14 protein-coding genes are annotated in these 13,512 nt (G+C 53.1%); 8 read left to right on the plus strand and 6 right to left on the minus strand.

From position 1 onward, the window contains the following. Positions 1-889: hypothetical protein (locus tag MW898_RS22900; protein ID WP_248910590.1), on the plus strand; the 889-nt coding region annotated here is incomplete at its 5' end. Positions 890-894: 5 nt separating this feature from the next. Then, on the plus strand, positions 895-1,095 hold the full coding sequence (locus MW898_RS26595; RefSeq protein ID WP_507237225.1) for a hypothetical protein: 201 nt from the start codon (positions 895-897) through the stop codon (positions 1,093-1,095). Positions 1,096-1,530: 435 nt separating this feature from the next. Here the strand turns inward: MW898_RS26595 and MW898_RS22905 are convergent, their stop codons facing one another. Then, positions 1,531-2,877, minus strand: a complete 1,347-nt coding sequence (locus MW898_RS22905; protein WP_248910591.1) for a cytochrome P450 — start codon at positions 2,875-2,877, stop codon at positions 1,531-1,533. A gap of 240 nt (positions 2,878-3,117) precedes the next feature. Between MW898_RS22905 and MW898_RS22910 the strand changes: the two genes are divergently transcribed. Continuing rightward, positions 3,118-3,264, plus strand: a complete 147-nt coding sequence (locus MW898_RS22910) for a hypothetical protein (protein WP_248910592.1) — start codon at positions 3,118-3,120, stop codon at positions 3,262-3,264. 489 nt (positions 3,265-3,753) lie between these two features. Continuing rightward, a complete protein-coding gene (locus MW898_RS22915; RefSeq protein WP_248910593.1) occupies positions 3,754-5,010 on the plus strand; it encodes a hypothetical protein in 1,257 nt (418 codons plus the stop codon). A 291-nt stretch (positions 5,011-5,301) separates the two neighbouring features. Here MW898_RS22915 and MW898_RS22920 read toward each other — a convergent pair whose 3' ends face one another. Together MW898_RS22920 and MW898_RS22925 are read right to left on the minus strand one after the other, a co-directional pair. Next, on the minus strand, positions 5,302-5,583 hold the full coding sequence (locus tag MW898_RS22920; RefSeq protein WP_248910594.1) for a hypothetical protein: 282 nt from the start codon (positions 5,581-5,583) through the stop codon (positions 5,302-5,304). 555 nt (positions 5,584-6,138) lie between these two features. Next, positions 6,139-6,378 carry a hypothetical protein gene (locus MW898_RS22925; RefSeq protein WP_248910595.1) on the minus strand — a complete coding sequence of 80 codons (240 nt, stop codon included), beginning with the start codon at positions 6,376-6,378 and terminating at the stop codon, positions 6,139-6,141. 2 nt (positions 6,379-6,380) lie between these two features. On the opposite strand from MW898_RS22925, the gene MW898_RS22930 reads away from it, so the two are divergent. Beyond that, entirely contained in the window at positions 6,381-6,632 is a 252-nt protein-coding gene (locus MW898_RS22930; protein ID WP_248910596.1) for a hypothetical protein, read from the plus strand. On the opposite strand, the gene MW898_RS22935 is transcribed toward MW898_RS22930, so the two are convergent. Continuing rightward, the gene (locus MW898_RS22935) at positions 6,627-6,887 is read right to left on the minus strand and encodes a hypothetical protein (RefSeq protein ID WP_248910597.1); all 261 of its coding nucleotides are present in this window, start codon (positions 6,885-6,887) and stop codon (positions 6,627-6,629) included. The genes MW898_RS22930 and MW898_RS22935 overlap by 6 nt on opposite strands. A gap of 2 nt (positions 6,888-6,889) precedes the next feature. Further along, positions 6,890-8,152 carry a CobW family GTP-binding protein gene (locus MW898_RS22940; RefSeq protein WP_248910598.1) on the minus strand — a complete coding sequence of 421 codons (1,263 nt, stop codon included), beginning with the start codon at positions 8,150-8,152 and terminating at the stop codon, positions 6,890-6,892. Between the two features lie 52 nt (positions 8,153-8,204). On the opposite strand from MW898_RS22940, the gene MW898_RS22945 reads away from it, so the two are divergent. The 3 genes from MW898_RS22945 to MW898_RS22955 are packed head-to-tail and all read left to right on the plus strand — an operon-like array spanning position 8,205 to position 11,255. Continuing rightward, positions 8,205-9,365, plus strand: a complete 1,161-nt coding sequence (locus MW898_RS22945) for an NAD(P)/FAD-dependent oxidoreductase (protein ID WP_248910599.1) — start codon at positions 8,205-8,207, stop codon at positions 9,363-9,365. Positions 9,366-9,367: 2 nt separating this feature from the next. Further along, positions 9,368-9,553, plus strand: coding sequence for a 30S ribosomal protein S14 (locus tag MW898_RS26425; RefSeq protein ID WP_248910600.1), 186 nt, complete (start codon positions 9,368-9,370; stop codon positions 9,551-9,553). Continuing rightward, on the plus strand, positions 9,546-11,255 hold the full coding sequence (locus MW898_RS22955; protein ID WP_248910601.1) for a nucleoside recognition domain-containing protein: 1,710 nt from the start codon (positions 9,546-9,548) through the stop codon (positions 11,253-11,255). The genes MW898_RS26425 and MW898_RS22955 overlap by 8 nt, the downstream gene beginning before the upstream one ends. Before the next feature lie 763 nt (positions 11,256-12,018). Here MW898_RS22955 and MW898_RS22960 read toward each other — a convergent pair. Then, positions 12,019-13,356, minus strand: a complete 1,338-nt coding sequence (locus MW898_RS22960) for a nickel pincer cofactor-dependent isomerase, group 22 (RefSeq protein WP_248910602.1) — start codon at positions 13,354-13,356, stop codon at positions 12,019-12,021. Positions 13,357-13,512: the final 156 nt, after the last annotated feature.

The raw sequence follows: 13,512 nt of genomic DNA on the forward strand, positions 1-13,512 counted from the left end.
GCCCGAAGAGGTGACCGCCGAAACTCTCGGACAGACGCCTTGGAGCGAGGGGAATCCGTGTAGCGTCCGGACGATCGTCACGGGCGCGGATCGTCGGCTCCGGCTCAAACAGTTCCTATACGACTGGGCACCTCCCGCTGCGAGTATTGCACCACTCTGGGGGACGCCCGAGCCGACGCCGTTTGACTGCGGTGGCGCTGTCGGATGGCTTGGGACAGATTACAAGGAACATCGTGGCGCTTGTGTCCAACGAGATCGGACCCAGATCGAGCTTTCGGTCGTCAAGGGCGAGTTCGATGACGCCGAATTGAAGACCCTCCTCAGCGAGTTATCTCCAATTGCCGTTGATAGAACTCGTTCTGTCCAGGGCATTCCGTTTCACCGACTCAACTATTGGGTGCGCTACCAGCACCGAGGGCCGAGCGTTCCGCATGGGCTGTGGGCGTATACGCCCGTCAGACCCTACGATACCTGTCAGCCACTCTCATCGATTGCACTATGTGACAACCCACCAGTCCCGCCACTCGCCCCACCTGAGGACTCGTTTGTCCTCGACTCGGCGGTCGCGTTTCCGGACGACGATGCGATTGAGTGTGTCTTTCGCCATCGGGAAAACACAAGTGACCATCTCTGGTTGACAGCAGTGGATGAAGAGAGCCGACTTGCACCCTCGATGCCACCGGAACCGACAGACCAACCAGCCGAGACACGGCGGGCTATCACCTTACGCGGTACGACTGTTCATTACGCTGCACTGACTGAGAAGAGGGGAGCGTGGGAAGTGATGTGGGCCGAAAACGGTGTACACTACGTGGTTTGGGCTGGTGCGTCACGATTCCTTGACGGTGACGGATTCAAAACACTGGTTGACACCCTCAATACCCCATAACATCTATCTCACTATCTGGTAGGTTTGCGATCTTGCTGGATAAGCACGGACGTCAGTCTATCAATCAAGTATTCGACGATGCGGACGAGACGGTCGGGAAGGCGGTTGCTCCCACGTTTTTGCTATGTGTATTGCTAGATGTGGGGACGTGTACTGTAGAAGAGTTTTATCAGTCCTGCGCTGAGATGCTTCGAGGAGAAGGTTAGACGAGATATCAAGCTAATTAGGCCACATGGAGAGCGATCCCGATTGACTGCCCGCGGTATCTTCCGGATGACCTCCTACCGTGACCTCCCCAATTATAACACCACACGGGCATTGTGCTTCGGCGCAAGACAATCTTGCCGTACTCGTTGATTGCATCGAACATGTGCTCGCTGTCGAATTCCCGGTCTGTCGAAACGGACCCCCCGAACGAGATCGTCGATAGGTGTAAGAATATTGACTCGATGTAGGCGCATGTCTGCGATCTAGGTGCGAGAGGAGGTCAAGAAGACCGCCAAGGTGTTGCTGTGAAACCAGCAGACGAATGCCCCAGTATCGTCATGGCCCACTTGCTTGACTCACGCGCCAGGAGTCGGTGGATATCGTGTTCAAGCGAACTGAGCCCGTGAACACTTATCTACAGCTGTGCTTCTGGCTTATCGACTTTGAAGCTGCATGTCAAGACCGTTTTTTGTTTTAATAGTAATCTCTGGCTCTAGGGTGATCGTTGGGTCGCCACCATCCCATGCAAGCTCCCATTGCTGGCCAATTGTCGCTAGCACAAGAGTTGCCTCAAGACGGGCAAACTCCTGACCGATGCAGGTCCGTCGACCACCACCAAACGGGATGAATGCGTACTTGGGGAGATTCGCTTCAAAATCGTCGGTCCATCGATTGGGCTGGAATGCCATTGGATCGTCGTAAAAGCGCTCGTCACGATGGACTGCAATGATTGATAGATGGACTTCTTCATCAGCAGGGATCAGATAGTCATTGATCTCGATATCCCGAGTCGATCGCCGAGGGATGGTGTGGATCGGGGGATAGAGACGGAGTGTCTCGGTCACAATTCGCTGTGTGAGCTCCAAATCCGCAATATCGTCATAGGTGGGAGGACCACCATCCAGTACGCTATCGAGCTCGTCATGAAATGACTGTTGAATCTCGGAATTCATCGCAAGCGAGTACCACGCAAAGCTGAGTGCCGCAGCAGTCGTCTCGTAGCCTGCGAAGACCATTGAGAGCATCTGCCCCTGAACCTCTTCTGTGCTAAGATGGCCCTGACCGCTTGCTTTGCGTGCATCATTTAGCTTTGACAAGAGAGTTTCCGCGTCTGATTGATTCTCTGATGCAGAATCGACGCTATACTCAGACAACAATCGTTGTACTTCCGTTCTGAGACGCTTCTTCGAGTTAGAGAATTCTTGGCGGGAAGGTGTCCACACCCAATTCGGAAGTGCCAATGATACCGGAGTGAACCACTTGTTTAACCCGTCTGCTGCATCACGGAGGTCATTCCCTTCTCCTGGTGAAAGCGCACGGCCAAAGAGCGTCGAAAAGAGAATTTCGAGGGTAAGATTCTTCATTTCCGATTCCATCTCAAGCGTTTCTCCTTGTTCCCACGTAGCAAGTCGACGCTGAGTGGTTTCTACCATCGTATTGGTATAATTCCTAATCCGATCCAAATTGAATAGTGGTTGGAGGATGCCTCGCTGACGACTCCACTGTGCTCCCTCTGTCGAGAGCACTCCATCACCGAATGCTCGTTGAAAATCAGCAGTCTTCGCAAATGCGTCAGCGTCTGTTACTAACGCCCGTCGAAAATAGTCGGGATTCGCCAGAACATATATATTCAAGTCGTAAAGGAGATCCATTCGATAAATATCTCCACACTCATCCAATGCATTGTTAACGAATTGAAATGGGTTCCACAGGTATTCAAGCGTGTTTCCGATTAGTGGTGTTCCCTGTGGGGCAGGAGGGCGCGAGTGTTGTCGATTCATGTTTATGTGCGCGGTAATGGGTCTAATAAAACCACTGACGTTACACTCAACATGACAATCTATTAAAAATATATGAAATAATCAAACGCAGTAGCTAGTACTGTAATTCGGCCTTTTGACGGCAGTCTCGCACAGCAGTGCCATTTCAGCAGCAGTAGGGAGTGATTACCACGGGCGCGGGGAATAGTCCATGGATAACAAAATTCTGAGATATTGTCTCACCAGATATGGTGTGCTTGTGTGTGCGCACGACTACGCGACGAACTCACGGAGACTGTCGACGGGGCAGTCGTGACCGAGTACTCTACCAGTGCCGGCGCGGTCCGAATTGAACAGTGTGATATCGAGTTGCTGGCACTCGAGGTCCTTGTATCCGGAGAGAAATGATCGTCATCCCTGTCGGAATCTGCGTATTGGTCCCCTCTTGTCCTTCCCTATGGCTTCGGATAGTCGATGCCGCAGAGAGTCTCTCCCAGTCCAGTACCCCGGCCGACGGCGAAGCACCACTTCCGAGAAGTCTCCTCCGTAACAGCCGTTGACGTGTCCGTATCGACCACGATGATTATTTTTCACAGCACTATTCATCTTATATGCAAAGGTAGAGAATAAAATCCGAATGATAACCTTACTACGTGTGATGAAAGGGCTCAATTCCGCAAAGATAACCATCTAGTCTGGGTAGGAAGGCATTAACACTCATTCGTGAAGGTCTCACAATTTCCAATAGCGTGAGAACAATCCATATTGATATACGTGTAAATGGAAAATTAATTATCTCCAAGAAGATAGTTAAACACTCCTAAAAATAGGGATGTGCTTGCAATACATGTTATATCGGCAACAACTTTCTTTTGGGTAGGTGAGGCTTACTGACCTATGGTACGAGATTACCATCCGGATGAGAAAAAGAAGGATAACCATACCGGGAATAGCGGAGAGAATAATAGAACAAACGAGCGTAGTACTGATAACCAAGAACAAGCATCGAACGCCCACTTCGGTCGACGATCCCTCCTAAAAGCCGGTGCTGCAGCTGGTCTCGGAATTGTGGGGACGACAAGCCTCACCGAATTGGCTGCAGCGTCTATCGATAAATCTTCGAACGGCAAGTACGACGTGTGGAAGATCACGGGAAAGGAGGTGTACGACCTATCTGACGGCGAGAAGCTGTCGAACATCTTGGTCGATCAGACTGCAGATGGTGCTACCTTGACCATCCGCTCGCAGAACAAGAGCAAGTGGGCAGTCAGAAACATCGGCTTCCTCGGTGTCGGCCAAGATGGTGAAGGTAGCAGTAGTTTTCAGTTTCAGGTGTCGACACCGTCTGGCGGCCACGGTTTGATAGAGAATATTTGGGCGAACGGCAAAGCACGAGACGGCCAGCCAGCCTCACAACTCGGTGGGATCTACATTCGACCCAGCCACGAAGGACACATCGATATCAGACACACGTATATCGAGGGATTCGGCAACAACGCCGTGTACGCAAGTGCTGTCGGCAAAGACGGCGGTAACGCCGGCTCAGTCACACTCAAGAACTGCTACCACCGGGATAATACTGTGAGTCAGTTCCGTATCGGATCCCCAAAGTCAATCGTTCGCAACTGCGTCGGCGTCGTGAATGACCCAGACGGCAAGCGGGGACAGTACCCGAGCGACGGCTCCTACAATGCCCGGTGTGTCTGGGGGAAGCACTTCCGTAATCAGCGAATTGAAAATTCGTCGTTCTATCTCTCCCCAAATGACGTCAATCCTGACACGGTATTCGAGGCACGATACATTGACGAAAGATCCGAAGGAGAGCAGGCAGTGGTAAACGCGAACGGCTGTAACGTGAACGCGAACGCGCCTCAATTGCAAAGCTCCACAAGCAACGCGACGGTAAATACCACCAGTCTCGGGAAGAATCCAACGGTGGCTGTGATCGGCGGTGGCGGAGTCCCACTCTCACCCAAGATGGCGGCCAGCGGCAACCGGTCGATGCCTCCGGAGCTGCCGGGAGCAGACGGAGGAAACAACTCAAAGAATTCTACTCCCTCCAAAGCCGATGGTGGAAACAGCTCGAACGATTCTACAGAAATCAAGACAGAGTGCCCTAAGGCGCAACCCCAGCGTCAGTCCACAGAGAACTAAACGCAGCACGTAAGTCGGAATTAAAGAAGCCAAGCGTTCTTCGCCCGGCTCTGTTGAGTAGTCGTTGACTGAGCCTGGTAATTAGACCCCAGAACCGGATATCGAACTATTTCTAAAGAAAAATGTAGATGCTAGTATCGATGATATAGTGAGTACAGAAGCTGAAGCGACGGAAACTATGAGTGATATACACGACTATCTGCAAAGCCAACGCACATCTCTGAACGTAGAACGACACCCCTTTGTTCTAGCGAAGGAGCTGGAGAGCTATCTCAGAAATGGAGTCTCTGTCTATGTTTTCCCGTAATGATATCCAAGCGCGAAGATGAGAAGTGGGACGAGTATGACGGACACAATAGCGACCATCTGAGCATAGATGGTGATGGTCTCTCCAGATGTTCCAAATTGAACAACCCACCATGGGAACTGACCCATCTGATGCAGATCAGTAACGATACCATCGAGGACTACTCCGAGGGCGATTGGTACTACCAGGACGAGGACAACGCCTGATAGGTGACCAATTGTCGAGCGGGAAAGTACCGCATAGTAGTAGTATCTGATCCCATCCATATATATGTAATTTCTATTCAGAATATACGTGGTTTAATAGTGGTCATTCACTCTCCCGCAATGTTGGCAGGAGACGTATGAACCCTCCACTCATAGTCCGAGCGTATGAAATGGGAGTAGATTTCACGTTTCTGTACAACCGTGAAATTCACTATGACCAGTGACAGGTTGTGTGTTTCTGTAGACTCACACACCCGAGAAGGTAATGGAATCCGGCATGATCAGCATGGAGCACAGGTGAATCGCTTCGAAGCGTACTCGGTGAAAATGTAACGCCAGCAGTTCGTAAAGGTGGATTGGGAATGAGGGTCCTCAGAGTATGACGGAAGGGATTTTGTACTACTAATACAACCTGTAATACAGTAATGTCCAGTAATACCGATAACGGGGAAATCATTCGCGTGTCCAAGAAGGGACAGGCGACGATCCCAAGGATCTCCGTGAACGGTTTGGCATCGAAACGCCTGGGAAGGTACACATCCACGAAGCGGAGGGAAAAATCGTGGTCGAACCCCTCCCTTCGGTCGAAGAGATGCAGGGTGTCCACGCTGGCCGCTACGAGAAGGGACAGTCATTGAGCACCTGCGGGAGATGAAAGAGGAGGATAAACTCGAATGCGTCCATGATCGTCGGCCACTCATCCGAGTCCGGGATAAGCCCCTCCCCAGCCGCATCGAAGCGCGTTCCGAGCAGTGGCCGTCCCTGATAACAGCCGGACTCAATCCGTCGCTGGGTCTCCTGCTTCGAGCGCTCGATCTCCGTACGCTTCGATGTGCTTGACGAAGTGCTTTGCACGTTTGCTTCCAAAGTTCAAATATCTCGAAGGTACTCGCCGGTTCTATGGGTATCTCATCGACGCTGGACGAGCGGTGTACAATCCGCTCGATCGGATGGCCACTCGCTTTGGGAGGGATCGTCCTGACTGGGACAACCCAGCACTCGATCACGACGACGTTACCGCACTCTATCGGGCCGCTGGTGCTCCTCGAAGAACTTTCACTAATCGTTCGCATCCGCCGATGGTGACGACTGTCCCTCTGAGCTTATAGCTGAGCTCGCTTTCTGATAGCGTCGTCGACCGTTCCGTCGGCAGCGATTGCTTCGAGTGCGTCCGTCGCACGGAGGCTCTTCAATTCCGAAACGGCATCGCGTCGCAAGGCACCGTCGATACCGTTCGTCCGCGTAAGTGTCTCAAGCTGCTCAACGCCATTGAGGCGACCGATTTCCCGGACCATCTCACGACGTTGCTTGAGTGATATGGACTTCTTGACAACTTGCTGGAATAATTTGCGTTCGCTCGGCATCGTCAATCTGCCAACCCCATCTCTTCGGCGGTTTCGGTATCTCCGGCCTGTTCGTCGTCTGCTTTGACCTCAAACCGTGGGAAGCGGTCTTCGAAGGCGTCCCAGTTGGCATTCATCTCTTCGTCGGTCAACGTGGCCGTCTCAAGGTCTGCGTGGCGGATGTCGTGGTCTATATTGGTACCAATGATGACGAGCTGGGACGCTCGATCGCCGTACTTGGGATGCCAATTTTCCTCTAAGTCGGGATACGCTTTGAAGTACTGCGACTGTTCTTCCTCTGGGAGCGTCGCGAGCCACATTCCAGCGGGTGTGAGACGAATCGACTGGCCCGCGACATCGAGACCGAGTGCAATCTCTTCGCGTCCTGCCAGCCAGAAGTGGCCCTTCGAACGAACGACATTCGCCGGGAATTCATCCAGCAGTTCAGCAAACCGTTCGGGATGGAACGGTCGGCGAGACTCAAAGACGAACGAGGTAACCCCGTGTTCTTTTTCCGCCGAAGCGTGGGGTTCTTTGAGCTCCTGCATCCAACCAGCGGACTGACTCGCTTCTTCGAAGTCAAAGCGATTCGTGTCTAAGATTGCTTCCGGATCGACAGCGCCGTGTTCGGTTCGGATGATCTTCGCGCGCGGTTGGAGTACTTCGATCATCTCCTCAATTTCATCAAGCATCTCCTCGTCCACGAGGTCGCACTTGTTCAGTAGGAGGACGTCACAAAATTCGATCTGTTCTACCAGTAAACTCCCGAGGTCTTTCTCCGTATCGCCGTCCATAAGCGACTCCTTCGAATCGAAGGTCGTCCAGAATTGGTGGGCGTCAACAACGGTAACCGTCGTGTCGAGTTCGTAGTAGTCCATCACCTCAATACCGGTCTCTTCGTAGAAGTCCGTGGGATCAAGGTCTGACTGGTCGAACCCCATCGTGAGCGTCTGCGCAACGGGGAGTGGCTCAGCAACGCCTGTTGATTCGATAACAAGGTAGTCGAACTCACGGGCCTGCGCGAGTTTTGCGAGCGCGTCAAGGAGGTCCCCACGCAGCTCACAACAGATGCACCCATCCGACAGTTCGATCAGATCCTCATCGTTCTCCGAGATATCCGAATGTTCGGCGACACGCTCGGCGTCGACATTCACTTCACCCATGTCATTGACGAGGACCGCGATGTCCAGGTCTGTTCGTGTGTTCAGGAGGTTGTTCAGTACAGTTGTCTTGCCTGCACCGAGGTTTCCGCTCAATACAGTGACAGGTATCGTCTCTCGTCTCATCTGTTATTAAGACTAGAGCGTATATTATTTATATTTAGCTATCTAAGCCACCATGTTGTTAACAGTGACACCAAACAAAGTCCGAAAATACGAGTCGCTTGACGTGGTAATCGTCGGCGCAGGTGCCGCTGGCATCGGTATTGGAACCGTTCTCTCAGATCTCAATCTCAGCTCCTACACGATTCTCGAGCGAGACGAGATCGGGGCGTCGTTCCAACAGTGGCCCGAGGAGATGCAGTTCATCACGCCCTCGTTCCCAAGCAATAGCTTCGGTTGTCGAGATTTGAATGCCATCACCACCGATACGTCGCCTGCATTTGCCCTCGACCGCGAGCATCCAACGGGCGCAGAGTACGCTAAATATTTACAAGGTGTTGTCGAGTTCCACGACCTCCCCGTTCGAATAGGAGTTGAAGTCGAATCAGTAGAACAGCATAACGATGAGTTTGTGCTGCATACGTCAGCGGGAGTTATCCACTGTCGGTTTGTCGTCTGGGCGGCTGGTCAGTTCGGTACCCCGAACGACAACCCCGTTCCGGGAGCAACACATTGTATCCACAACTCGCATGTTGATTCTTGGCGTGAGTATGTCACAGAGTGTATCTCAGACACTATTGTTATTATCGGTGGATATGAGAGTGGTATCGATGCGGCTCTTCATCTCGCTGATCTTGGATATGAGGTTATCGTTCTCGATAAAGAAGGACCATGGCAATTCCGAGAACCTGATCCAAGTGAAACGCTCTCACCGTATACGATCCAACGATTATACGAAGCGATTGACAACAGTGCCGCGATTACCCTGTACGATGGCTTCTGTGTCGACCATATAGAACAGTCTGATGGTGGATTCGAGGTGGTAGGAATGGATGGTGAGTCGTTCGAGACACGGAATCGTCCAGTGCTTGCGACAGGGTTCGAAAGCGGGCTCGGGCCTGCAGACGAATACTTTGATGTTACAGAAGGTACCCCCCAGCTCACTGAGCGAGATGAATCGACGGCGACGCCAGGGCTGTTTCTCGTCGGACCGCAGGTTTCACACAGAGGACAGCAGTTCTGCTTCATATACAAGTTCAGACAACGGTTCGCTGTTGTCGCCGATGAGATCGCCAATCGACTCAATATCGACCGGTCACCACTCGATGAGTACCGTGAGAAGAGCATGTTTCTCGAAGAACTGCCCTACTGCGAACAAGACATGTGTGATTGCTAATCATGACACAAGATACTTCAGAGGAAAACAACAGAATCGAACGCTCAAACGAAGCGAAGGACGACCATCGCTATGTTTGTCGAGTGACTGGTCGCGAAGATGGTCTCATTGGCAAGTATAACATCTGGCTCTGTCGGCAATCGTTCCGTGAGCTGGCTCCGACAATCGGCTTCAAGAAATATGACTGACGCACTGACGTGGTTGAGCAGTGGCTCATCGTCGGTGAGCGACGGAGAGGAGACCGTTGTGGTCGTTGGGAAAGAGAGCGTTGGCAAATCGGAGCTCGTCGCTGGCCTCACTGGGACGAATCCGACGACTGGGAACTTTCGGGGGACGACCGTCGATGTCGAGCGATACGAGTCGGATGAATTCGACTTCGTCGACACGCCCGGTATCCTGCTTGGTACGGACACCGAGACCACCCGAACGGCAATTAGAGCTGTCGAAATGACCGAGACAGTGTTACTCGTCACTCGCGCGACGAGCATTGACGATGATCTCGAAGACCTGCTGCCACTTGTGCAAGGAAAAACCGGTGCTATCGTGGTAACGTTCTGGGACAAGGTGGCGAACCCGGCCGAAGCGCGAGACCAATTGAACCGACTTGCAAGGAGTCTCGGTGTTCCACTCGTTCCTGTAGACGCGCGGAACGTCTCTCGTATATCTTCCGATGATGGTGATGCCGCCATGGACAGAGTCGACAATGACCAGCTCATTAGTGCGATTCACAACGCAAGAGAATTCCCTGGAAGAGTTCACCGACAAACAGGTATTTATTTCGAGCCTCCAGAGACAATCATCGACCACCCACTCACGGGTCCGTTCGTTAGCATTGCTTTGCTACTGTTGCCAGCCGCAGCTGCAGTCCACTTCGCTAACGCTGCGGCTGCCGAGCTCTCTCCCCTCGTTAGTACGATACTCACGCCGGCGGTCGAATGGACAAACGGTCTTCCAGGACCACTCGCAGCAGTGCTGGGCGGTGACTATGGCCTGCTTTCCATGGGGCCATTCCTGTTCGTCTGGGCCGGGCCGACAATCCTCATCTTTGCGGCTTTCATGGCAGTCTACAAGAAAAGCGGACTCATCACACGAATAACCGCATCACTCCACCCATACCTTCGGTGTGTGGGCCTCACTGGTCGGGACCTCGTCCGCGTGGTCATGGGGTTCGGCTGTAATGTCCCGGCGGTCACCAGTACCCGAGGTTGTTCGAACTGTACGCGTCGGACAACTGTCTCGGCTATCGGGTTCGGGTCGGCTTGCTCGTATCAGTTCCCGGCTACTCTTGCTGTGTTCGCGGCGGTCGAGATGCCGTGGCTCGTCATTCCGTACGTCGGTATTCTCACGACAACGACACTCGTCTACGCTCGCTTGATCGCACCTGAACACGCGCGAACGGCACCGCTCGCCACCGAAAGCCGTGCTTTCCTCCAGTGGCCGACGTGGCAGTCTGTGTGGCGCGAGACTAGAATAGTGGTCCACAGTTTCTTTCTCAAAGCACTCCCGGTCTTCACTGGTATTGTCCTTGTCGCATCTCTCCTCGACTATTTCGGCCTACTGGACATGATTGGCTATGCCCTCTCACCACTAATGGGAATCTTCAACCTTCCCGGTGAGACGGCACTCGTTGTCGTTCTGGGATCGATCCGCAAGGATGGCTTGCTTCTATTACAGTCAGATGGTCTCAGTTCGACGCTGTCCGCGATGACCCCCGCGCAGGTGCTGACAGCCGTTTATCTAGCGGGGGTGTTGCTTCCATGTTTGGTCACAGCGATCACAGTTGCGAAGGAACTCTCACCGAAGTATGCAGGACGTATGATGCTCCGCCAGGCAGCAGCTGCCGCCGGCTTCTCGCTGCTCATTGGATGGGGTGGAGCGATTATATTCTAGAAATGAATGGGAAAACAATACCGCTCGCATTTGAGCTTGCTGTGCTTTAGTGAATCAAGAAGACTGATCATCACGCCGACCGAGAGCAGGAGGCCGTATCGACCGGCGGAGGCGAGCCCTCACAGCAGTCGCTGTTGCTAGACGAGAAGTGCGCTGTAGCACGATTCAATGCCGGATCGAAACATGCCAAAATATTCTAATTGATACTAGAAAAACGCACTTTACCCATAGAATAGACATATTAATAGCGTAGGTAGACATCTCTCTTGGTACGCACGAGACGGTGAGGTATTTGATGGATTGCGTCTGCTCTTACTGAGGACGCTACTGGTGTTCTCCGTTGAGATTTCGAGAGACAACTCGATATCGATAGGTGTTCACAGCGATTCCACAGCATCACACGAATTTTACTGTGTGATCGGTCGTCTCTGGTAGTTAGGGGTGATCGGTGTGCAGCCGGTCGATATTGCCCCTGAACTGATGTCGATATCTCGTTGTATTAAAATACACCTATATCTACTCTTCTGATAGTAATGGGAGAGCGAGCATACGTCGGTACAGAGACGAGGTTCGTCGATTGAATATACGAATTATGGCAAAATCGTCGCATAGCCCCGTACTTTTTAGCAAACCGTGTTCTTATTTCATACCATCAGCACATATATTTGACTAGTTATCTATTCTTGATTTGTTGAGCGGGGCAGTACCGATAGCGACTGAAGATCGTTGCCCACTGACCGACCCCGACGTAATGATCCGGTATTCAGGACGGGGATGGGGCTGTCAGTTCGCCGCTCGAGAATTCGATCTCCCGGAGATCCCCATCTACCAGAAGATCGTCGCGCTCACGCGCTTCTCGGACGAGCGCCTCCGATGCGTACAGTCGGTCAAGCTGCATCGTATCGCTGATCCTCAGGATTCGAGCCTCGTCCGGTTCGACCACGCCGACCGTCGACAATGCAGCGGTCAATCCAGCCCTATCAGTCTCGACGACGGGCGGAGTCCGTGCAGCCCTCGGGGAACTGCTCGTAAGCGTGTTGATGAGCAACTTTAATGGATCGGCGGACCCTGCCAGCCGCTGATGGATGAAGTCAGCCATCCCGAGACCGGAGGCATTCCCGTGGGAGGCGTCCGTGAGTGATCGAACGTAAATACGCTTGACTGACGGTGATTCGGGTTCGGGTTCGTTGATTGCATACGGACGTCGGCCGACCACGTTGGTGTCCATCCCAGCGCCACTAACGTCCTTTCCCATCTGATCAACGACGAGCACGTCCAGGTCGTCGAACGGCAAGCTTGGAAGCAGGTCGTAGGCTCGTTCGAGGAGTGCTGATTCTCGTTCGAGAAGCGTGTTGGCCGGAACTCCTTCGATAACAGCTGTCTCATCGCGCTGATCCTCGACGATAGCAACACCGCCAAGGATCGGGAGCGCATCCAGCATGAACGACGCGATTTCGGGAATCATCTGGCGGAAACTCCAGTCGACAGCCCACTCGTGGGCCGTCTTCGCCCCAACCTGGTTGCCCATCCCAATGACGAGCATCTTCGCTAACCCGCTCTCGACCGATCCTTGAAAGTCGGTGTGGGGCTTCACACGATTGACCGGGATGATGCCGTCGGCTGCGGCCGCTGCCGCATCGGCGTGAACCGGTACGTTTCGCTCCGAAGTGTGGCCGACGACAACTGTCTCCATCGTTGAGCGCACTTCGCAACCAATTGAGTCCTCCTTGACGCCCAGCGCCTCGAGCTTCGATACCTGCCCGTCGGCGGTCGCTCCGCCGTGACTGCCCATCGCGGGGAACACAAATGGCTCATAGCCAGCATTTCGGAGCCCAGAGACGACACCCCGGACGATGGCTGGAAGGTTGCCGATTCCGCGACTTCCGACGCCAACCGCCACCTCATCTCCTGGCTCGACTGTCGTGAGTTCGAGTGTCGTCACCATCTCTGAGGCGTGGCGTTCAATCTGCTCAGGCGCTATTGGATTAGTGTGCCATACCTGCTCAATCGTTCCCATCCGTGGCAGCTTCTGGGTGCCACAGGCGTCCAGAACCGTCTCTTCTGGTACCACGAGTGAGTGTGGAGACGAGTTGTCAGCCATAGGTATAAGGATTCAGGGGATACATTATAGTGTTTTGGGGACAAGTCGCATGCAACTGAGCAGGCTCGACACAGAAACGGGTGACTCCCGACGAGTCCAGTTCGGCATAACCGACATCGCCAGAAGCTCCGACTGTAATGACTGTAGCAGGGGGCT

It is taken from the genome of Halocatena marina, from assembly GCF_023276375.1.
In the GTDB taxonomy this organism is placed as follows: domain Archaea; phylum Halobacteriota; class Halobacteria; order Halobacteriales; family Haloarculaceae; genus Halocatena; species Halocatena marina.

Bases quoted from the DNA above. Each gene is read 5' to 3' on its own strand.
- MW898_RS22905 (WP_248910591.1), bottom strand. From the start codon at position 2,877: ATGAATCGACAACACTCGCGCCCTCCTGCCCCACAGGGAACACCACTA.
- MW898_RS22945 (WP_248910599.1), top strand. From the start codon at position 8,205: ATGTTGTTAACAGTGACACCAAACAAAGTCCGAAAATACGAGTCGCTT.
- MW898_RS26425 (WP_248910600.1), top strand. From the start codon at position 9,368: ATGACACAAGATACTTCAGAGGAAAACAACAGAATCGAACGCTCAAAC.
- MW898_RS22955 (WP_248910601.1), top strand. From the start codon at position 9,546: ATGACTGACGCACTGACGTGGTTGAGCAGTGGCTCATCGTCGGTGAGC.
- MW898_RS22960 (WP_248910602.1), bottom strand. From the start codon at position 13,356: ATGGCTGACAACTCGTCTCCACACTCACTCGTGGTACCAGAAGAGACG.
- MW898_RS22935 (WP_248910597.1), bottom strand. From the start codon at position 6,887: ATGCCGAGCGAACGCAAATTATTCCAGCAAGTTGTCAAGAAGTCCATA.
- MW898_RS22915 (WP_248910593.1), top strand. From the start codon at position 3,754: ATGGTACGAGATTACCATCCGGATGAGAAAAAGAAGGATAACCATACC.
- MW898_RS22940 (WP_248910598.1), bottom strand. From the start codon at position 8,152: ATGAGACGAGAGACGATACCTGTCACTGTATTGAGCGGAAACCTCGGT.
- MW898_RS22920 (WP_248910594.1), bottom strand. From the start codon at position 5,583: ATGGATGGGATCAGATACTACTACTATGCGGTACTTTCCCGCTCGACA.